The organism is Pseudomonas sp. MDT1-16 (assembly GCF_054898115.1).
Genome location: NZ_CM142717.1, coordinates 3,601,267 through 3,621,251 on the forward strand (window position 1 = coordinate 3,601,267; position 19,985 = coordinate 3,621,251).

At 60.1% G+C, this 19,985-nt stretch carries 16 protein-coding genes; 13 read left to right on the forward strand and 3 right to left on the reverse strand.

Features of this window, described 5'->3' with window-relative positions; translation table 11 throughout:
* Nucleotides 1-40 precede the first annotated feature (40 nt).
* Entirely contained in the window at nucleotides 41-484 is a 444-nt protein-coding gene (locus ACYZT3_RS16455) for a GNAT family N-acetyltransferase (RefSeq protein ID WP_282375908.1), read from the reverse strand.
* A complete protein-coding gene (locus ACYZT3_RS16460) occupies nucleotides 484-1,242 on the reverse strand; it encodes a carbon-nitrogen hydrolase family protein (RefSeq protein WP_282375910.1) in 759 nt (252 codons plus the stop codon). Before ACYZT3_RS16460 ends, ACYZT3_RS16455 begins: the two co-directional genes overlap by 1 nt.
* A 160-nt stretch (nucleotides 1,243-1,402) precedes the next feature.
* Between ACYZT3_RS16460 and ACYZT3_RS16465 the strand changes: the two genes are divergently transcribed.
* The 12 genes from ACYZT3_RS16465 to ACYZT3_RS16520 all read left to right on the forward strand — a co-directional run bounded on the left by ACYZT3_RS16465 (nucleotide 1,403) and on the right by ACYZT3_RS16520 (nucleotide 16,202).
* Entirely contained in the window at nucleotides 1,403-1,531 is a 129-nt protein-coding gene (locus ACYZT3_RS16465; protein ID WP_282375912.1) for a hypothetical protein, read from the forward strand.
* Nucleotides 1,532-1,867: 336 nt separating this feature from the next.
* Nucleotides 1,868-2,932 (forward strand): 3-deoxy-7-phosphoheptulonate synthase, encoded by a 1,065-nt coding sequence (locus tag ACYZT3_RS16470; protein ID WP_282375913.1) that lies wholly within the window; start codon nucleotides 1,868-1,870, stop codon nucleotides 2,930-2,932.
* A 311-nt stretch (nucleotides 2,933-3,243) separates the two neighbouring features.
* Nucleotides 3,244-4,125, forward strand: coding sequence for a lipase family alpha/beta hydrolase (locus tag ACYZT3_RS16475; protein ID WP_282375914.1), 882 nt, complete (start codon nucleotides 3,244-3,246; stop codon nucleotides 4,123-4,125).
* A gap of 108 nt (nucleotides 4,126-4,233) precedes the next feature.
* The gene (locus tag ACYZT3_RS16480) at nucleotides 4,234-4,515 is read left to right on the forward strand and encodes a peptidylprolyl isomerase (RefSeq protein WP_462030304.1); all 282 of its coding nucleotides are present in this window, start codon (nucleotides 4,234-4,236) and stop codon (nucleotides 4,513-4,515) included.
* Between the two features lie 136 nt (nucleotides 4,516-4,651).
* On the forward strand, nucleotides 4,652-6,520 hold the full coding sequence (locus ACYZT3_RS16485) for an extracellular solute-binding protein (RefSeq protein WP_282375916.1): 1,869 nt from the start codon (nucleotides 4,652-4,654) through the stop codon (nucleotides 6,518-6,520).
* Nucleotides 6,520-7,581 (forward strand): microcin C ABC transporter permease YejB, encoded by a 1,062-nt coding sequence (locus ACYZT3_RS16490; RefSeq protein ID WP_462030305.1) that lies wholly within the window; start codon nucleotides 6,520-6,522, stop codon nucleotides 7,579-7,581. The genes ACYZT3_RS16485 and ACYZT3_RS16490 overlap by 1 nt, the downstream gene beginning before the upstream one ends.
* Nucleotides 7,581-8,603 (forward strand): ABC transporter permease, encoded by a 1,023-nt coding sequence (locus ACYZT3_RS16495; RefSeq protein WP_462030306.1) that lies wholly within the window; start codon nucleotides 7,581-7,583, stop codon nucleotides 8,601-8,603. Before ACYZT3_RS16490 ends, ACYZT3_RS16495 begins: the two co-directional genes overlap by 1 nt.
* Before the next feature lie 27 nt (nucleotides 8,604-8,630).
* Complete coding sequence (locus ACYZT3_RS16500) at nucleotides 8,631-10,214, forward strand: ABC transporter ATP-binding protein (RefSeq protein WP_282375920.1); 1,584 nt, start codon at nucleotides 8,631-8,633, stop codon at nucleotides 10,212-10,214.
* Entirely contained in the window at nucleotides 10,211-11,626 is a 1,416-nt protein-coding gene (locus tag ACYZT3_RS16505; RefSeq protein WP_462030307.1) for a sigma-54 interaction domain-containing protein, read from the forward strand. Before ACYZT3_RS16500 ends, ACYZT3_RS16505 begins: the two co-directional genes overlap by 4 nt.
* Before the next feature lie 295 nt (nucleotides 11,627-11,921).
* Nucleotides 11,922-13,313: a GntP family permease gene (locus ACYZT3_RS16510; protein ID WP_462030308.1), complete on the forward strand. Its 1,392-nt coding sequence runs from the start codon at nucleotides 11,922-11,924 to the stop codon at nucleotides 13,311-13,313.
* Nucleotides 13,314-13,320: 7 nt separating this feature from the next.
* Complete coding sequence (locus ACYZT3_RS16515) at nucleotides 13,321-14,106, forward strand: 3-hydroxybutyrate dehydrogenase (protein ID WP_282375923.1); 786 nt, start codon at nucleotides 13,321-13,323, stop codon at nucleotides 14,104-14,106.
* A 140-nt stretch (nucleotides 14,107-14,246) separates the two neighbouring features.
* The gene (locus ACYZT3_RS16520) at nucleotides 14,247-16,202 is read left to right on the forward strand and encodes an acetoacetate--CoA ligase (protein WP_462030309.1); all 1,956 of its coding nucleotides are present in this window, start codon (nucleotides 14,247-14,249) and stop codon (nucleotides 16,200-16,202) included.
* A gap of 7 nt (nucleotides 16,203-16,209) precedes the next feature.
* Here ACYZT3_RS16520 and ACYZT3_RS16525 read toward each other — a convergent pair whose 3' ends face one another.
* Entirely contained in the window at nucleotides 16,210-17,319 is a 1,110-nt protein-coding gene (locus ACYZT3_RS16525; RefSeq protein ID WP_462030310.1) for a PilT/PilU family type 4a pilus ATPase, read from the reverse strand.
* A gap of 117 nt (nucleotides 17,320-17,436) precedes the next feature.
* Here ACYZT3_RS16525 and ACYZT3_RS16530 point away from each other — a divergent pair, with 117 nt between their 5' ends.
* Entirely contained in the window at nucleotides 17,437-19,974 is a 2,538-nt protein-coding gene (locus tag ACYZT3_RS16530) for a PAS domain-containing hybrid sensor histidine kinase/response regulator (RefSeq protein ID WP_282375926.1), read from the forward strand.
* Nucleotides 19,975-19,985: the final 11 nt, after the last annotated feature.

Here is a 19,985-nt window from a genome sequence, read left to right on the forward strand (position 1 = left end):
AAGTTTCAATACATCTTGAAAGGCTTGTCGTATGCGTGTTTCAGCCAGGCAAGGCATCGATATCGCGCTGCATTCTCAGGAAACACTCGTCCGTGCCGACTACCTTCAGGCCCTTTCTCTCATACAACCCTTGCGCGGGGTTGTTTTCAAAAACCGTCAAACGCAATGCCGGACGCCACTCCTTACACGCCATGGCAAATACCTGATCGATTGCCCAGGAACCGGCGCCCTGCCCTCGAAACGCTTCGATGACATGCAACTCGCGGATGTACAGGGCGTTGGCATCACGGCTCAGACTGACGTAGCCCAGCAAGGTCTCGTCGCGCACAATCAACCAGTTCTCTCGCCCTGCCCAGCCCACATCGAAACCTTCGTCCTGCCACAACAGATCGTGCTGGATGTAATAGCGCAGCATGTTTTGGCGGGTCAGTTCACGAGCGAAGTCGAGGTCCCGGAGCGTCGCCGGGCGTAATTCAAATGCCATCAAGCCTCCGCAACAGCCACTATTTGCCCCTTCCAACCGTCAGCATCGCGGCGAGCCACGACCAACAGGTTGCCTGTACCCGGTGCGGCCGCAATCAGCGAGCCGTCCGACGACCAGATCGCGCTGCGCCCTGCCGATTCCCAGCCCCCCGTTGCACCGCCATGGTTGGCCATCAGGACCGCCATCGAATGAGCGCTGGCGTAGCCCTTCAACAACGTGGTATCCGGGGCGTAGCCGTTTTCCGTGATTAGCACGCCCGCGGCATAGAGATCGGCGCCTTGCTGCGCCGCCGCGGCGGCATGACTGGCGTGAGAGAAATCCGCACACACCGCCAACGCGACAGTATCGGCACCCATGGCCAGGGTCGAACCGCCGGTGCCCGGTGCAAATGCCACTTCCTCGCCCGGATGCAGATGCTGCTTGCTGTAGATACCGAGCGAACCATCGACGCCCAATACCAGCGCCCCAATCAATACTGGCGAATCCTGCGACAGCCGAATCGGCATCCCGACGACAGCCGTCACACCGACTTCCCGCGCGAAATCCCGCAGCGGCTGCAGAACCTCGGCGTGCGGCACAATGGCCAATTCAGCCGCCAGTCCACGCTCGTACCCGGTCAGCGATAACTCAGGGAACACCAGCAATTGCACGCCTTCCTCTGCGGCAACGTGCATGAAGCGCTGATGCCACACAATGTTTGCGGCAAGGTCACCGGCGATGGAGATCGATTGAGCAGCGGCGATGATCAGTGGCGTCATGATTCGTCCTTGTGACGTTGTACGTGAGCGAAGCACAAAGTGTGTCACAACCGGCGACGCACTCAAGCGATAGAAAACGCCGCCGGTGATCGATAGCATTTTCTGATTGAATCCGCGTACCGGCCTCGAGTAAGCTCGGTTTATTCATCGGAGAAAGTCCATGCTCAACACCCTCTCACCGCTTCACACCGCCAGCGCCCTGCGCTCGGTTGCGGCTGCCCGGGTGAACGACATCGGTGCTCCGGTCAGCTTTTATTTTGGGTATTGGTTTAGCCACTGGCGCGCCTGATACCCACACGGCGCCCACTTTAAACGGGTCGCCACCAGAGAATTTTCAACCCCCGGTCGGCTTCCCGACCGGGGGTTTTGTTTTTTCAGCCCCGCACATTTTTAGCGACACGCCAGACAACCAGAGGATTCAAAAATGAACTACGCCACTTATTACCGTTACGACAGTTTTACCGCCTGGCGATTTACCAGCTTCCGCTCGGGACAGCCTGCCGCCTCCGATCGGTCACCTACAGGTGGCAAGCACACACACGCAGCCAATCCGGCCAATTGTCGAACACCCCAGTAGGGCCGAGTGCGCGGGAACGAACCCGCCGCCAGCCCAGGAAGCCCGAATATGAACTCGTCCGTCTCTGCTCTGCCGCTGTCCACCTTGAGCCCTGCCAATGAAGCACTGACCTTGCGTCTGCCCAGCTCATTGCAACTCAAACAGCAATTACCACTCAGCAACGCCCTGAGCCAGCAAGTCGCCGCCCACCGCCAAGCGGTTCGCGCGATCCTCAACGGTGAAGACTCCCGTCTGCTAGTCATCGTCGGCCCCTGCTCGATTCATGATCCAAAGTCCGCCCTCGAATACGCCGGCAACCTCGCCCGCCTCGCCGCCGACGTCAGCGATGAAGTGCTGCTGGTAATGCGCGCTTACATCGAAAAACCCCGCACCACCGTCGGCTGGAAAGGCCTGGTCTACGACCCCCATCTGGATGGCAGCGATGACATGGCGGGCGGTTTGACGCTGTCCCGCGAACTGATGCGTGAAATGCTTCGCCTGGGACTGCCGATTGCCACCGAACTGCTGCAACCGATGGCCGTCGGTTACTTCGACGACCTGCTGAGCTGGGTCGCCATTGGCGCTCGCACTACCGAGTCGCAGATCCACCGGGAAATGGCCAGCGGCCTGAGCATGCCGGTCGGCTTCAAGAACGGCACCGATGGCGGTGTCGGTGTTGCCAGCGACGCCATGCGCTCTGCCGCCCATCCGCACCGGCACTTCGGTGTCGATAGCCAGGGCTACCCCGCGATCATTCAGACCCCGGGCAATCCCGACACGCACCTGGTATTGCGCGGAGGCCATCGCGGGCCGAACTACGACCGCGCGAGTGTCGCCCAGGTGCACAGCGATTTGACCGAACTCAAGATCCCGGCACGGATCATGGTCGACTGCAGCCATGCCAACAGTGGCAAAGACCCGTTGCGTCAGCCGGCGGTGTTCAACGACGTGCTTGAACAACGCCTGCAAGGTGACCGATCGCTGATCGGCATGATGATCGAGAGCCATCTGTTCGAAGGCTGCCAACCGCTGAGCCCGTCAATGCGTTACGGCGTGTCAGTCACGGACGGCTGCCTTGGCTGGAGCGGGACGGAACAGCTGTTGCGCCAGGCAGCCGACCGGCTCAGAGCGTAGAACCGGGATCAACAACCGGCGTGAGCCACACCCTCGTCCAGTCCTCGATAGAGGACTGGAAGTCGGAATCGAGACACGATGAACAGGCAAAAGGTTTTCCCGAAGTAGGCCATCGCAGAAAAACGCTCTGTTACAGATAAAAAGATGTCCAAATATTCCGACCAAGAGCTCATCTACTTTCGAGCTTTCGTACATTTTCTATTCCGTTTTCATCAGGTTACAGCGGCTTTTTCATACAACGTCGAGCTGCTGGTGTGCTTTAGAGTGAGCCCATCAACACACCGCTGAACGACTGCGAAAAAGGAAAGAACATGCTACGGAATGCAACTACTCAATATCCGATCCTGTTGATCCACGGGCTCTTCGGCTTCGATCGCATCGGCAAGATCGAACTCTTTCATGACGTCAAGCAGGCCCTCAGAAGTGCAGGCGCAAGAGTGTTTGTCCCGCACGTGTCGGCTACCCATAGCAATGAAGTCCGCGGCGACCAACTCCTGGCGCAGATCGACCGCGTGCTGGAAGGCACCGGTGCGAGCAAAGTCAACTTGATCGGTCACAGTCAAGGCGCACTCGCCGCACGTTATGCGGCGGCGGTTGCACCGGAGGCAATCGCTTCGGTGACGTCCGTCAGTGGACCGAATCACGGCTCGGAGCTGGCTGACTTCCTGCGCAAGGCACTGACGCCCGGCCGCCTGCCAGAGCACGTCGCCGAGACGGTTGCCACCTTGTTCGCAGACTTTCTGTCATTGCTCAGTGGCAACCGCCAGCTACCGCAAAACGCTATCGCCGCGCTGAATGCCCTGACCACCGAAGGCGTCGGCGCATTTAACGACAAGTACCCCCAGGGATTGCCGAAAACCTGGGGTGGCAAGGGTCGCGAACGGGTCAATGGCGTACGTTATTACTCCTGGAGCGGCACCCTGCAGGGCGACATCCTCGACAAAGGGCTCGATGCCCTGAATCCACTGCATGGGTTTCTCCGCGCCTTTTCCCACTACTTCACCACCGAAGCCGAGCAGAACGACGGTCTGGTCGGCCGCTACAGCTCTCATTTGGGCAAAGTCATTCGTTCCGACTATCCGCTGGATCATCTGGACAGCCTCAGCCAGACCGCCGGCCCGTTGCGTAAGGGCATCGACCCGATTGCCCTGTATGTGCAGCATGCGGAGCGCCTGAGAAATGCCGGCCTATAAAGGCATGCCATACCGGCCTGCGCGGTCTGAACGGAACTTTGAGAAGAAATAGACCACTGAATCCGGTAGGCTCCGCATTTTACTGAACATTGAAAGGAGTATTTTCCCATGCCTAAAGCCACTGCCCGTCACATCCTGGTTGCCTCGGAAGCCAAGTGCAACGAACTCAAAGCCCAGATCGAGGGCGGCGTCGATTTCGCCGAAGTCGCCAAAGCCAACTCCACGTGCCCGTCCAGCCGCCAGGGCGGTGATCTGGGTACGTTCGGTCCAGGCCAGATGGTCAAGGAATTCGACACCGTGGTCTTCAGCGCACCGATCAACGTGGTGCAAGGCCCGGTCAAGACCCAGTTCGGTTACCACCTGCTGGAAGTGACCAGCCGCCAGGACTGATCAACCCTTACGTTTTCTGCACAACGGCCTGCCTTTTTGGTGGGCCGTTGTGTTTGGGATACGTGATACGGCTGGCGAGGGACGCGCCGCTAGCGTACAAATTGCGGTTATTGACCACCCGGCTCTAAGGCTGACAATGCGACTGGCTTTCTCTACTTTGTTGTTCACTGCCGTGACCCTGTTGTTGGGCGTCACCGGTGTGAATGCAGCACCGCAACATGCGTTGACCGTGTACGGTGAACCGGCGAAGTATCCTGCCGGCTTTAGTCATTTTGCCTATACAAACCCGCAAGCCCCCAAGGGTGGCACGATGCGCCGCTCGGCAATCGAAATCGGTCATTTCGATCATATGTTGCCTTACATCGACAAAGGCATTGGCGTCACACAGATAGACGGCCTGCTTTACTCCCCCCTCGCCCAGCGCTCGCTGGACGAGCCTTACACCGTGTACGGTCTGGTGGCTACGATGATGGAGCGCTCGGACGACGGTTTGTTCCTGCGTTTCTACCTGAACCCCAAGGCCCGTTTCGCCGACGGCAAACCGATCACAGCCGAAGACGTGCGCTACACTTTCGACCTGCTGATGACCCAGGGCAGCCTACGTTATCGCACCCAATTCGCCGACGTCAAAGGCGTCGAAGTGGAGTCGCCGCTGACGGTTCGGTTCGACTTGAAAAGTAATCAGAACCGTACCCTGCCCCTCGATATCGCGACCTTGCCGGTGTTTCCCGAGCATTGGTGGAAGACTCGCGACTTCGCCAATGGTGGCGGTTACGAGCCGCCGTTGGGCAGCGGCCCCTACAAGGTGAGCAAGGTTGACTCCGGTCGCAGCATCACCTTCGAGCGTAATGCCGATTGGTGGGGCAAGGACCTGCCGGTCAGCCGCGGCCTCTACAACTTCGATCGTTTCAGCATCGAGTACTTCGGCGATACCGACGTCGCCCGCCAGGTCCTGCGGGGGGGTGCCTACGACTACAACCGCGAATTTTCCGCCACCGGTTACTCCATCGGCTACGACAGCCCGGCCCTGAGCGACGGGCGCTTGCAAAAGGCGCATCTGGCAACACAAGCCCCCCAACCGGCCCAGGGTTTTGTGTTCAACCTGCAAAACCCGATGTTCCAGGACCGTCGAGTGCGCCAGGCGCTGGTCATGCTCTGGGATTTCGAGTGGAGCAACCGGCAGATGATGCGCGACATGTACATCCGCCAGCAGAGTTTCTTTTCCAACACCGACCTCGCCGCCCGACAACTGCCGGACGCCGGCGAGCTGGCGATTCTCGAACCGTTGCGCGGGCAGATCCCCGACGAGGTGTTCACCAAAGTTTTCGAAGCACCAAAAACCGATGGCAGCGGCCTGATACGCGACAAACAGCTGCAGGCACTCGACTTGCTCGAACAGGCCGGCTGGAAACCCGATGGCGATCAACTGGTCAACGCCGAAGGCAAGCCGCTGAGTTTCACTTTCCTGGTCAGCCAGAACGGCATGGACCGATTGCTGCTGCCTTATAAGCGCACCCTGAAACAGATCGGCATCGACCTGAACATCCGTCGCATCGACTCGTCCCAATACGTAAATCGCCTGATGAGCCGCGATTACGACATGATCGTCACCGGCTACCCGGTCACGACTTCGCCAGGCAGTGAACTGTTCAATTACTTCGGCTCGTTCTCGGCCAACGACCCTGGCGCCAACAACTACATGGTCCTGAAGAATCCGGCCGTCGACACACTGGTCACCGGGCTGGTTCGCGCCACCACCCAACCCGAGATGCTGCGCTACGCCCACGCGCTGGACCGGGTGCTGCAATGGAACTACTACTGGATTCCCAACTATTACCCGCCGGGCACCTCCACTGTGTGGTGGAATCGTTTCGGCAGGCCCAACGAGCAAGCGAGCAATGACGAAGCCATCGAGAGCTGGTGGGAAATAAGCACCACGCCATTGACCAACCAACAGATGACGGCTGAGCAAATCAACCGTGGCAAACCCGGAGGGCCGCGCTGATGTGGGCTTATATACTGCGGCGTCTGCTGTTGATCATTCCGACGTTGGTGATCATTCTTCTGGTCAACTTCATCATCGTCCAGGCCGCACCGGGCGGCCCGGTGGAACAGGCCATCGCTCGGTTGCAAGGCATCGGCGGGGCGAGCGTCGGCGGCGGTTCCGGCGAAACCATGTCCGGCACCTCCCGATCCAGTCGCGGCCTCGACCCGCAGCTGATCAAGGACATCGAAAAGCAATACGGCTTCGATAAGCCGGCGCACGAACGCCTGTGGCTGATGCTCACCCGTTACGCGCGCCTGGACTTCGGCAAGAGTTTTTTTCGCGGCGCGACCGTCACCGACCTGATCCTGGAAAAAATGCCGGTGACCATTTCCCTCGGGCTCTGGGCGACGCTGATCACCTACCTGGTGTCGATTCCTTTGGGCATCCGCAAAGCCGTGCACCACGGCAGCCATTTCGATATCTGGAGCAGCACCGCGATCGTCATCGGCTACGCCATGCCAGCGTTCCTGTTCGCGATGTTCCTGATCGTGGTCTTTGCCGGTGGCACCTCGCTGAACTGGTTCCCGGTGCGCGGGCTGGTCTCGGACAACTTCGAGTCGCTGTCGACCGTGGGCAAAATCGCCGATTACTTCTGGCACCTGGTATTGCCAGTCACCTCGCTGGTGATCGGCGGGTTCGCCACGCTGACCATTCTGACCAAGAACTCCTTCCTCAATGAAATCACGCGCCAGTACGTGGTCACCGCCCGCGCCAAGGGCCTGAGCGAACGCCGAGTGCTTTACGGTCATGTGTTTCGCAACGCCATGCTGTTGGTTGTTTCGGGGATTCCCCAGGCGTTTATCAGCGTATTTTTTGCCGGTTCCCTGCTGATCGAAGTGATTTTCTCCCTCGACGGCTTGGGCCGCATGAGCTACGAGGCCGCGGTTTCACGGGACTATCCGGTGGTATTCGGTTCGCTGTTCATCTTCACGCTGTTCGGCCTCTTGATAAAACTCGTCGGCGACCTCTGCTACACCCTCGTCGATCCGCGTATCGACTTCGCCGCGAGGAACGCCTGATGTTCAAGCTCTCGCCGTTAGGTCGTCGTCGTTTCGAGCGGTTCAAGAAAAACCGTCGCGGCTGGTGGTCGCTGTGGTTGTTTGTCGGCCTGTTTCTGTTGACCCTCGGTGGCGAGCTGATCGCCAACGACAAGCCGCTGATCGTCAGCTATCAGGGTTCACTCTACTTCCCGGCCCTGAAGCGTCATACCGAGCAGGAATTTGGCGGCCAGCTGCCGTTCCAGGCGGACTACCGCAGCGACTATGTGCAGAAGCTGATTCACAAGGACGGTGGCTGGATGCTGTTCCCGCCGATCCCCTTCAGCGACGACACGCCGAACTATGACCTCAATCAACCGACGCCCAGTCCTCCGACGAAGGTTAACTGGCTGGGCACCGACGACCAGGCGCGGGACGTGTTGGCTCGAGTGATTTTCGGTGCGCGGGTGTCAATCCTGTTTGCCTTGATGCTGACGTTTGTCAGCGCACTGATCGGCATCGCCGCCGGCGCCCTGCAAGGCTACTACGGCGGCTGGGTCGACCTGATCGGTCAACGGTTGCTGGAGGTTTGGTCGGGGCTGCCGGTGCTGTATTTGCTGATCATCCTGTCGGGTTTCGTCGAGCCTAATTTCTGGTGGCTACTGGGGATCATGGCGCTGTTTTCCTGGCTGGCCCTGGTGGACGTGGTGCGCGCCGAGTTTCTACGCGGACGCAACCTGGAATACGTCAAAGCCGCGCGGGCACTGGGCCTGACCGACCGCAAAATCATCGTCCGGCACATCCTGCCCAACGCGATGAACGCGACCCTGAGCTACCTGCCGTTCATTCTGACCGGGGCGATCTCGACCCTCACTGCATTGGACTTCCTCGGTTTCGGCATGCCCGCCGGCAGTGCATCGCTGGGCGAGTTGATCGGTCAAGGCAAGCAGAACCTGCAAGCGCCGTGGTTGGGGCTGACGGCGTTTTTCACCCTGGCGCTGATTCTTTCTTTACTGGTATTTATCGGGGAGGCGTTACGCGATGCGTTTGATCCCCGATCTTGATCCACGGTCTTTAAGTGGACGGCTGATATGAGTAACAACCTGATCGAAATCCGTGACCTCAGCGTGGCCTTCAGCGGCCAGACCGTGGTGCGCAACCTGTGCCTGGACATCCGCCCCGGTGAATGCCTGGCGCTGGTGGGCGAGTCGGGCTGCGGCAAATCGGTGACCGCCCACTCGATCCTGCAACTGCTGCCCGAGAGCGGCACCGAAACCACTGGCAGCATCCGCTATCGTGGCAAGGAGCTGGTCGGCGCTTCGGCCAAGGTGCTGCGTGAATTGCGCGGTAACCGCATCGCGATGATCTTTCAGGAGCCGATGACCTCGCTCAATCCGCTGCACAGCATCGAAAAACAGATCGGCGAAACCCTGCTGCTGCACAAGGGCCTGACCGGCAAAGCGGCGCAAGCGCGGATTCTCGAGTTGCTGCATCTGGTGGGCATTCAGAAGCCCAAAGAGCGGCTCAAGGCCTACCCCCACCAACTGTCCGGCGGCCAGCGGCAACGGGTGATGATCGCCATGGCCCTGGCCTGCGAACCGGAATTGCTGATCGCCGACGAACCGACGACAGCGCTGGACGTGACGGTGCAGCGCAAGATCCTGCTGCTGCTCAAATCCCTGCAACAGCGACTCGGCATGTCGCTGCTGCTGATCAGCCACGACCTCAATCTGGTGCGCAGCATTGCCCAGCGAGTGTGCGTGATGAAGGCTGGGGAAATCGTCGAGCAGGCACCTTGCGAAACACTGTTTACCGAACCGAAACACCCTTACAGCTGCGTATTGCTGAACGCCGAACCGGAAGGTGAAGCTCTGCCCCGGGACGAGCGCGAGAACGTGCTGGAAGTGGACAATCTACGGGTGCAGTTCGCCCTCGGTGGCGGGCTGTTTCAGCGCAAGACTTATCTCAAGGCCGTGGACGGTATCAGCCTGAATATTCAGCGCGGCAAGACGCTGGGCATTGTGGGCGAATCCGGTTCCGGCAAGTCGACGCTGGGTCAGGCGATCCTGCGTTTGCTCGATTCCGAAGGCAGCATTCGCTTTCAAGGTGAGGCGCTGGACGGTCTGACGCAGAAGCAGCTTCGACCATGGCGCAAGAAAATGCAGGTGGTGTTTCAGGACCCCTTCGGCAGCCTCAGCCCACGAATGTCCGTGGCGCAGATCATCAGTGAAGGCCTTGAGGTGCATAGCCAGTTGACCGCTGACGAATGCAAAGCCGAAGTGATTCGGGCATTGGAAGAAGTTGGCCTCGACCCGCAAAGCCGTCATCGCTACCCGCACGAGTTCTCCGGTGGCCAACGCCAACGCATCGCCATCGCCCGCGCGCTGGTGCTGAAACCGGCGCTGATCCTGTTGGACGAACCGACTTCGGCGCTGGATCGCACGGTGCAAAAACAAGTGGTCGCCCTGCTCCGCCAACTTCAGGAAAAACATGGCCTGACTTACCTGTTCATCAGCCACGACCTGGCGGTGGTGCGCGCACTGGCTCACGACATGATCGTGATCAAGGACGGCAAAATCGTGGAAAGCGGCGCCAGCCACGACGTGTTCGATTCGCCGCAGCATCCGTACACCAAAGAGCTGTTGGCGGCGGCGCATCCTGGGGCCGTTCGATGAACACCACCGACAGCCTCAAGGACTACCAACGCGTTCGCCTGCTGGCGATCCGTTCGTTGTTCGAGATCATTGAGCAGTCGAGTGAAGGCACGGTGATTGTCGACCGCGATGCGAACATCGTCTGGATGAACGAGCGTTATGCCCGACGCTTCGGCCTGGAATCGGCGGAAGTGGCCATCGGCAAGTCCTGCGAAAGCGTGATCCCCGGCAGTCTGTTGCGCGAGGTGGTGCGCACGGGGCGGCCGATTTTGCTCGACATGCAGGACACCCCCAAAGAGCCGCTGGTGGTGATGCGCCTGCCGATTCACGACGACGCCGGTGTGGTGATCGGCGCCATCGGTTTTGCGCTGTTCGACGAATTGCGCAGCCTCTCGCCGATGCTCAAGCGCTACATGAGCATGCAGGAAGAACTGGCGTCTACCCGCTCGCTGTTGCGAGCGCGGCAGACCAAGTACAACTTCGCCCATTTTATCGGCACCAGCGCCGCCAGCCTGGAAGTCAAACGCCGCGCCCGACGCAGTGCCAGCGCTGATTCACCGGTGTTGTTGCTGGGTGAAACCGGCACTGGCAAAGAGCTGCTGGCCCAGGCGATCCACGGCGCTTCGCCGCGCGCGCACAAAGCCTTCGTCAGCATCAACAGCGCGGCGATTCCCGAATCGTTGCTGGAAGCGGAATTTTTCGGCACCGCGCCCGGCGCGTTTACCGGCGCCGATCGCAAGGGCCGCGCCGGAAAGTTGCAGATTGCCCAGGGCGGCACGCTGTTCCTCGATGAAATCGGCGACATGCCGTTACCACTGCAAAGCAAATTGCTGCGGGTACTGCAGGAAAAAGAATTCGAACCCGTGGGCTCCAACGAAGTGATCCAGAGCGATGTGCGGGTGATCGCCGCGACCTCCACGGATTTGCAAGCCGCGATTAAACGCGGCGAATTCCGCGCCGACCTGTATTACCGCCTCAACGTACTGCCGATCCAGGTCCCGCCCCTGCGCGATCGACTCGATGACCTGCCAGCGCTCAGTGAAGCGATTCTGGAGGAGCTGCGCAGTCAGCACGAATTGAACCGTGAATCGCTGGAGCTGTTGGGTCAGCACGCCTGGCCGGGGAACATTCGCGAACTGCGCAACGTGCTGGAGCGCGCGGCATTGCTCAGTGATGACTTGATGCTGAATGCCACAGATATCCGCGCGGCGATTGGTACGTTCACACCGGTAGAGCGTGTCGCACCAGTAACGATTGAGCCGGTTGCGCAGGAGACTTTCAGTGCGGCTCGGGAGCGATTTGATCGACAGTTGATTGAGGTAACCCTCGCGCAATGCGGCGGGAAGGTTGTTGAAGCGGCGGCGCGGTTGGGGCTGGGGCGGTCGACGTTGTACAAGAAGATGGTGGCGTTGGGGATTGCCGAGTCTCTATAAAGAGACATCGATCTCTATTGGTAGATCGGGCCTCTTCGCGGGCAAGCCTCGCTCCTACAGGTCAGGGAGTTCGCGATTTATCGGCTGGCCACAAACCCGTAGGAGCGAGGCTTGCCCGCGAAGGCGTCCGCACGGCCACTAAAAATCTCAAAACAGAGACAAAAATACGCACCCCCACATTAAATACAAATAATTTATTTATATTTCAATGTCTTACACGGATGGCACGAAACTCGCTATAGCCCTCTCCCACAAAAGATTCACCCTACAAAAATAACAATCCAGGAGACACACCATGAGTGTGATCATTGCCTTGGCAGCCCTCACGCTGCTAATGCTCGCGGCCTACCGTGGCTACAGCGTTATCCTCTTTGCCCCGATTGCCGCCCTCGGCGCCGTTCTGCTCACCGACCCTTCCGCCGTCGCCCCTGCCTTCACCGGGGTGTTCATGGAGAAAATGGTCGGCTTCATCAAACTGTATTTCCCGGTGTTCCTGCTCGGTGCGGTGTTCGGCAAGCTGATCGAACTGTCAGGCTTCTCGCGCTCCATCGTCGCAGCGGCGATTCGCCTGCTCGGCACCCGTCAGGCGATGCTGGTGATCGTGTTGGTCTGCGCCCTGCTGACTTACGGCGGCGTGTCGCTGTTCGTGGTGGTGTTCGCGGTCTACCCGTTTGCTGCTGAAATGTTTCGCCAGAGCAATATCCCCAAGCGACTGATTCCGGCGACCATCGCCCTCGGTGCATTCTCGTTCACCATGGACGCCCTGCCCGGCACCCCGCAAATCCAGAACATCATCCCCAGCACCTTCTTCAACACCACCGCCTGGGCCGCGCCCTGGCTGGGTGTGATCGGCGCGATCTTCGTGTTCTGCGCCGGCATGCTGTTTCTCCAGCGCCAGCGCAACAAGGCGCAGCACGCCGGGGAAGGGTATGGCACCGATCTGCGCAACGAGCCGCAAACCGCTGCCGACATCAAACTGCCAAATCCGTGGATCGCTGTGTCGCCGCTGCTGGCCGTCGGCATTATGAACCTGCTGTTTACCCAGTGGATTCCGCAGTGGTACGGCAAGACCCACAGCCTCGCGCTGCCGGGCATGGCCGCGCCGGTGACCACCGACATCGCCAAGCTCACTGCGATCTGGGCGGTTCAGGCGGCCTTGCTGGTGGGCATCATCATGGTGTTGGTGTTCGGCTTCCAGGCGATTCGCGGCAAGTTGGCCGAAGGCAGTCGAAGTGCGGTCAGCGGTTCGTTGCTGGCGGCGATGAACACCGCGTCGGAATACGGCTTTGGTGCGGTGATCGCCTCCTTGCCGGGCTTCCTGGTATTGGCCGACTGGCTCAAGAGCATTCCCAATCCGCTGGTCAACGAAGCGATTACCGTGACCCTGCTGGCCGGCATCACCGGTTCTGCATCGGGCGGTATGAGCATTGCGCTGGCGGCCATGGCCAATGACTTCATCGCAGCCGCCCATGCCGCCAACATCCCGCTGGAAGTGCTGCACCGGGTGGCCGCGATGGCCAGTGGCGGCATGGACACCCTGCCGCACAACGGCGCGGTGATTACCTTGCTGGCGGTCACGGGCCTGACCCACCGCGAAGCCTACAAAGACATTTTCTGTATTACGCTGATCAAGACCCTGGCGGTTTTTGTGGTGATCGGTACTTTCTACGCCACTGGCATTGTGTGAGGTATTCATGACGACTCTTTCGGGCAAGACTGCACTGGTCACCGGTTCCACCAGCGGCATCGGCCTGGGCATTGCCCTCAGCCTGGCCAAGGCTGGCGCCAATCTGATCCTCAACGGTTTCGGTGATGCGTCCAAAGTGATTGCCGAGGTCGAGCTGCTCAATAACAAAAGCGGTGGCAAGGTTGGCCATCACCCGGCCGATGTCAGCGACCCGGCGCAAATCGCCGACATGATTGCCTACGCCGAGCGTGAGTTCGGCGGCGTGGACATCCTGGTCAACAATGCCGGCATCCAGCACGTGGCGTCGGTGGAGGATTTCCCGGTGGAGCGCTGGGATTCGATCATTGCGATCAACCTGTCGTCGGTCTTCCACAGCACCCGTTTGAGCCTGCCAGGCATGCGCGCCAAGGGCTGGGGACGGATCATCAACATCGCTTCGGTGCATGGCCAGGTCGGGTCGGTCGGCAAGGCGGCATACGTGGCGGCCAAGCATGGGGTCATCGGCTTGACCAAGGTGGTGGGTCTGGAAACGGCCACCACCAACGTCACCTGCAACGCCATCTGCCCGGGTTGGGTGCTGACGCCGCTGGTGCAGAAGCAGATTGATGATCGCATCGCCAAAGGGGTCGACCCGCAGCAGGCGCAGCATGATTTGCTGGCCGAGAAGCAGCCGTCCCTGGCGTTCGTCACGCCGCCGCAACTGGGCGAGCTGGTGCTGTTCTTGTGCAGCGAAGCCGGTAGCCAGGTACGCGGTGCGGCGTGGAATATTGATGGTGGGTGGTTGGCGCAGTAACCCACAGATGATCGTTCCCACGCTCTGCGTGGGAATGCAGCCCGGGACGCTCCGCGTCCCAAAGCGGACGCAGAGCGTCCATTGAGGCATTCCCACGCAGAGCGTGGGAACGATCTGATACCAACAAGAAGAGGCAAGCCATGTCCGACATTCTCTGGCAACCCAGCGCCAAGCGCATCGGCAAGACCCGCATGGAGGCCTTCCGGCGCTTCATCAATCAGCGGCACAACCTCCACGTCGACGACTACCCTGCCCTGCACCAATGGTCCATCGATCAGCGCGAAGCGTTCTGGCAGGCCATCGTCGATTTCTTCGACATCCGTTTCCATGATCAACCGGACGCTGTGCTGGTGGAAGGCGCGCAAATGCCCAGCGCCCAATGGTTTCCCGGCGCCACCCTGAACTTCGCCGAGCACCTGCTGCGCCGTCGCGACGATGCCGTGGCAGTGGTGGCCATCGGTGAAAACGGCCAACGCGAACAGCTGACCTGGGCCGAACTGGCGGAGCATGTCGCCGGTTTTCAAAATAGCTTGATCGCCGCTGGCGTCGTCGTTGGCGACCGAGTGGCCGCGTGCATGCCAAACACCTGGCAAACCCTGGTGGCCATGCTCGCCACCACCAGCCTGGGGGCGATCTGGTCCTGCTCTTCACCGGACTTTGGCACTCAGGGGGTAATCGATCGCTTCGGTCAGATCGAACCGACCGTGCTGATCACCTGCGCCGGTTACCGCTATGCCGGCAAAGAGATCGAGCAGGCCGCCAAGGTCAACGAGATCCTCGAACGCCTGCCGTCCTTGCGGCAACTGATCGTCGTGCCTTACGCCCGGCCACAGGCGCGCATCGAGGACTTCCACACCCGGGCCAACGTGACGCTCTGGGATGATTTCTACGACGCTGGCGGCGAACCGATTTTTGTGCCCGTGCCCTTCGCGCATCCGCTGTACATCCTCTATTCCAGCGGCACCACGGGCGTGCCCAAATGCATCATTCACAGCACCGGCGGCGTGTTGCTGCAACACGTCAAGGAACATGGCCTGCATTGCGATCTCGGCCCCGGCGACCGATTGTTCTACTACACCACGTGCGGCTGGATGATGTGGAACTGGCTGGTCTCGGCGCTGGCCGTGGACAGCGCGGTGGTGCTATACGACGGCTCGCCGTTTCATCCTGCCACCGAGTGCCTGATCGATCTGATCGACGACGAACGCATCAGCGTCTTCGGCACCAGCCCCAAGTACCTCGCGGCCCTGGAAAGCAATGGCGTCAAACCTCGCGAAAGCCATGACCTGAGCAGCCTCAAAACCCTGCTCTGCACCGGTTCCGCGTTGTCGCCCCAGAGTTACGACTTTGTCTACCGCGACCTCAAGGCTGACTTGTGCCTGGCCTCGATGTCCGGCGGCACCGACATTGTTTCGTGTTTTGTGAGCAGCAATCCGCTGCAACCCGTGCGCCGTGGCGAGATACACGGCAAAAGCCTGGGCATGGCGGTGGAAGTCTGGAACGACGACGGCCAGCCTGTGATCGGCGAAAAAGGCGAGCTGGTGTGCACCCGGCACTTTCCGGCAATACCCATCGGGTTCTGGAATGACCCTCAGCAGGAAAAGCTTCGTGCCTCGTATTTCAGTCAGTTCCCCGGTGTCTGGGCCCAAGGCGATTACGCTGAACAATTGCCCCATGGCGCGATGATGATCCACGGACGCTCCGACGCCGTACTCAACCCCGGCGGCGTGCGCATCGGCACGGCGGAAATCTACCGTCAGGTGGAGAAGGTCCCGCAGGTACTGGACAGCGTGGCCATCGGTCAGCAATGGCTGGATGACGTTCGGGTCGTGCTGTTCGTACGTTTGCGTGACGGTGTCGAACTCGACGAGGGACTGGAACAGCAGATCCGCCAGGTCATCCGCGCCAACACCACGCCACGGCATGTGCCGGCGAAGATTGTCGCGGTGACGGACATTCCGCGGACGATCAGTGGCAAGGTTGTCGAGTTGGCCGTGCGAAATGTGGTGCACGGGCAGAAGGTAAAGAATATCGATGCCCTGGCCAATCCCGAAGCGCTTGAACAGTTCCGCAACCGACCGCAATTGCAAAGCTGAGCGGGCCTCAGTCCATCAACCCCCATTCACCCGGTGGTGCATGGGGACCCGGTGATGCTTCGGCGTGCAGCTTTAGCCGCAAGCGCAAGTTGTTCACCGAATCCGCATGTTTGAGCGCTTCTTCCTCTTCAATCGCCCCCTCGACGACCAACGCGTATAACGCACCATCAAACGTCTGCATCCCCAGTTCCACAGACTTCTCCATGATCCCCTTCAGCTCTGAAAACTCATTGCGCCGGATCAGGTCGCCGATGGTCGGCGTCCCGAGCATCACTTCTACCGCCGCCCGTCGCTTGCCGTCGCGGGTGCGCACCAAGCGCTGGGAAACGAAGGCCTTGAGGTTGTTGCCCAAATCATTAAGCAGCTGCGGCCGGCGCTCTTCGGGGAAGAAATTGATGATCCGGTCCAGCGCCTGATTGGCGTTGTGCGCATGCAGGGTGGAAATGACCAGATGGCCGGTATCGGCAAATGCCAGCGCGTGCTCCATCGTCTCGCGGTCACGGATTTCGCCGATCAGCACCACATCCGGTGCCTGGCGCAGGGTATTTTTCAATGCAGCATGAAAACTGCGGGTATCGACGCCGACCTCGCGCTGGTTGATGATCGACTTTTTGTGCCGATGGATGTACTCGACCGGGTCTTCGATGGTGATGATGTGGCCACTGCTGTGGCGATTGCGGTAGTCGATCAATGCCGCCAGCGAAGTGGACTTACCCGAGTCGGTGGCGCCGACGAACAGCATCAGTCCTTGTTTGAGCATCACCGTCTCGAGTAGCACCGACGGCAGCTTAAGGTCTTCGAAACGCGGAATGTCGAGCTTGATGTTGCGCGCCACGATCGACACATCGTTGCGTTGTTTGAAGATATTGACCCGAAAGCGCCCGACACCTGGCAAAGAGATCGCCAGGTTCATCTCCAGCTCCCGATCGAACATCAGACGTTGTTCGGCGTCCATGATGGACTCGGCAATGGCCGCAATTTCTCCCGGTTTGAACGGCTGATCGGCCAATGGTTTAAGCACACCGTCGAACCGTGCGCTGGGTGGCGCGCCGGTGGACAGGTACAGATCGGAGCCATCCTGATTGGCCAGGAGCCTCAACAGCGAATCGATTTCCATGGCAAAAAGCACCCGCGAAGCATTCAATGAACAGAAATGACCCAAAATGGGTCATTCAGCGTCTACTGCCTTAGGATAGTTGACGCCGCCACACCGACTTAAGTGCAGGACATCTTGATGAACGCATCACCGACCGGCAGCGATGCCCAGGCCTTGATTGCCCGACTGGACTGGAGACGCAGCCCGCTGGGCGCGGCCAGTACCTGGCCGCAGAGCTTGAGAACCGCCGTGGACATCGTGATTCATTCGCCAATGCCCATGCTGTTGTTGTGGGGCCCGCAGCTCACGCAGATCTACAACGACGGCTTTGCCCTGCTGGCCGGCAGCAAGCATCCACACGCTTTCGGACAGCCGACGCACCTGATCTGGCCAGAGTTAAAGGAATTTACCGACCCCATTTACAGCGCCGTCCTACAAGGACAGGTACGGACCTACAGCGAACAGCGCTTCACCTTGCAGCGCGACGGCCATGATTCCGACTTCTGGCTGGACCTGACCTACAGCCCCATCCGCGATGAAAGCGCCCAGGTCGCCGGGATTCTGGTCACCGCCATCGAAACCAACGAACGCCGACGCATCGCCCTCGAACTCGAACAGCGCTCGGCCGCCAGCCTCAAGGCCCAGCACGAGACCGAGGAGCGTCTGCAACTGGCGCTCGCCGCCACCGACGCCGTCGGCACCTGGGACTGGGACATCGGCGAAGATCGCTTCATTGCCGACACCCACTTCGCCCAATTGCACGGCATCGACCCGCTGCTCGCCAGCCAGTTGCCCATCAGCGCCTACCTCCAAGGGGTGCACCCGGAAGACCGCGCCATGGTCACTCGCAGCATCAAGCACTCCATCACCCACGGCACCGAGTACGCCGAGGAGTATCGCCTGCTGCAACCCGACGGTCAGCTGCGCTGGGTGTTTGCTCGGGGTCGTTGCTACAAGGACCACCATGGCCGGCCGATTCGTTTCCTCGGCGCTGCCCTGGACCTGACTGAACGTAAACACACTGAGCAAGCCTTGCGGCAAAGTCAGACCGAGCTGCAACTGATCATCAACGCCATGCCGATCCTGATCAGCTACGTGGACAGCGAGGAGCGCTTTCGCCTGAACAATTCGGCCTACCTCGACTGGTACGGACTGACGCCTCAGGAGCTCTTTGGCAAAACCATCCGTGAAGTACTGGGTGAAGAGGCCTATGCCTTGCGCGCCGAACACATCGCCCTGGCACTGTCCGGCAGGTCTTGTTGTTTCAGCATCAGCACCCCGCACCGTGACGGCAGCATCCGCCATGCCCTGATGAACTACTTGCCGCGCCACGGTGCGGATGGTGCGGTCAATGGTTTCTACATCTTTGTGATTGACGAAACCGAGCGCAAACAAACCGAAGAAGCCCTGCGCAATCTCAACGAAACCCTTGAGGAACGAGTCGTCGCCCGCACCCAACAACTGGCCGAAGCCAACCAGCGGCTGCAGAACGAGATGTTCGAACGCGAGCGCGCCGAAGAGGCGTTGCGACATGCACAGAAGATGGAAGCGCTCGGCCAGCTCACCGGCGGCATCGCCCATGACTTTAACAATATGCTCACCGGGATCATCGGCAGCCTCGATTTGATGCAGCGCTACATCGCCGACGGGCGCGCCGCCGAGGTTGGCCGGTTCACCGAGGCGGCAGTGTCCTCGGCCAACCGTGCCGCCGCCCTGACCCATCGCCTGCTGGCGTTTTCCCGGCGACAGTCACTGGATCGAAAGCCGCTCAACGCCAATGATCTGATCCATTCCCTGGAAGACCTGCTCAGCCGGACCAAGGGCGACCACATCGAGCTCCAACTGCAACTGGCCGATGACGTCTGGCCGGTCAGCACGGACGTCAGCCAGCTGGAAAACGCCCTGCTCAATCTGGTGATCAACGCCCGGGACGCCATGCCCGATGGCGGTGAGTTGCGGATCGAAACGGCCAACGTTTACCTCGACAGCAGTGACATCAACACCCTGGAACCGGTCAAGGCCGGGGATTATCTGATGATCGCCGTCAGCGACAACGGTACCGGCATGACACCGTCGGTGCTGGCCAAGGCCTTCGACCCGTTCTTCACCACCAAACCCATCGGCCAGGGCACCGGTCTCGGGCTGTCGATGATCTATGGTTTTGCCCAGCAGTCGGGCGGGCATGTCAGCCTTTTCAGCTTGCCGGGCCAAGGCACCAGCGTGCGTCTGTACCTGCCGCGACTACACGTTTGCGAGCCGGTCAATACCCTGATGCCGGTCACGAGTGAGGCGCCGGCCGCCATTGCCGGTGAAACCGTGGTGTTGGTGGAGGACGATCCGGCGGTGCGCATGCTGGTGCTCGACCTGCTCAACGAGCTGGGTTACCACGCCCATGAAGCCGAAGACGCGAAGACCGCCCTGCCTCTGCTGGAATCCGATCTGCGGGTCGATTTGCTGGTCACCGACGTCGGGCTGCCGGGAATGAACGGACGGCAATTGGCGGAAATCGCGCGCCAGCACCGCCCCGAACTCAAAGTGCTGTTCATGACCGGTTATGCGGAAAAAGCCGCCGAGCGCCAGGGCTTCCTGGAGGAAGGCATGGACATGGTGGCCAAGCCCTTTTCAATTGACCTGTTGGCCAACAAGATTCGCGCGATGATCGGTCAACCGGACTGAGTTAAGGCATA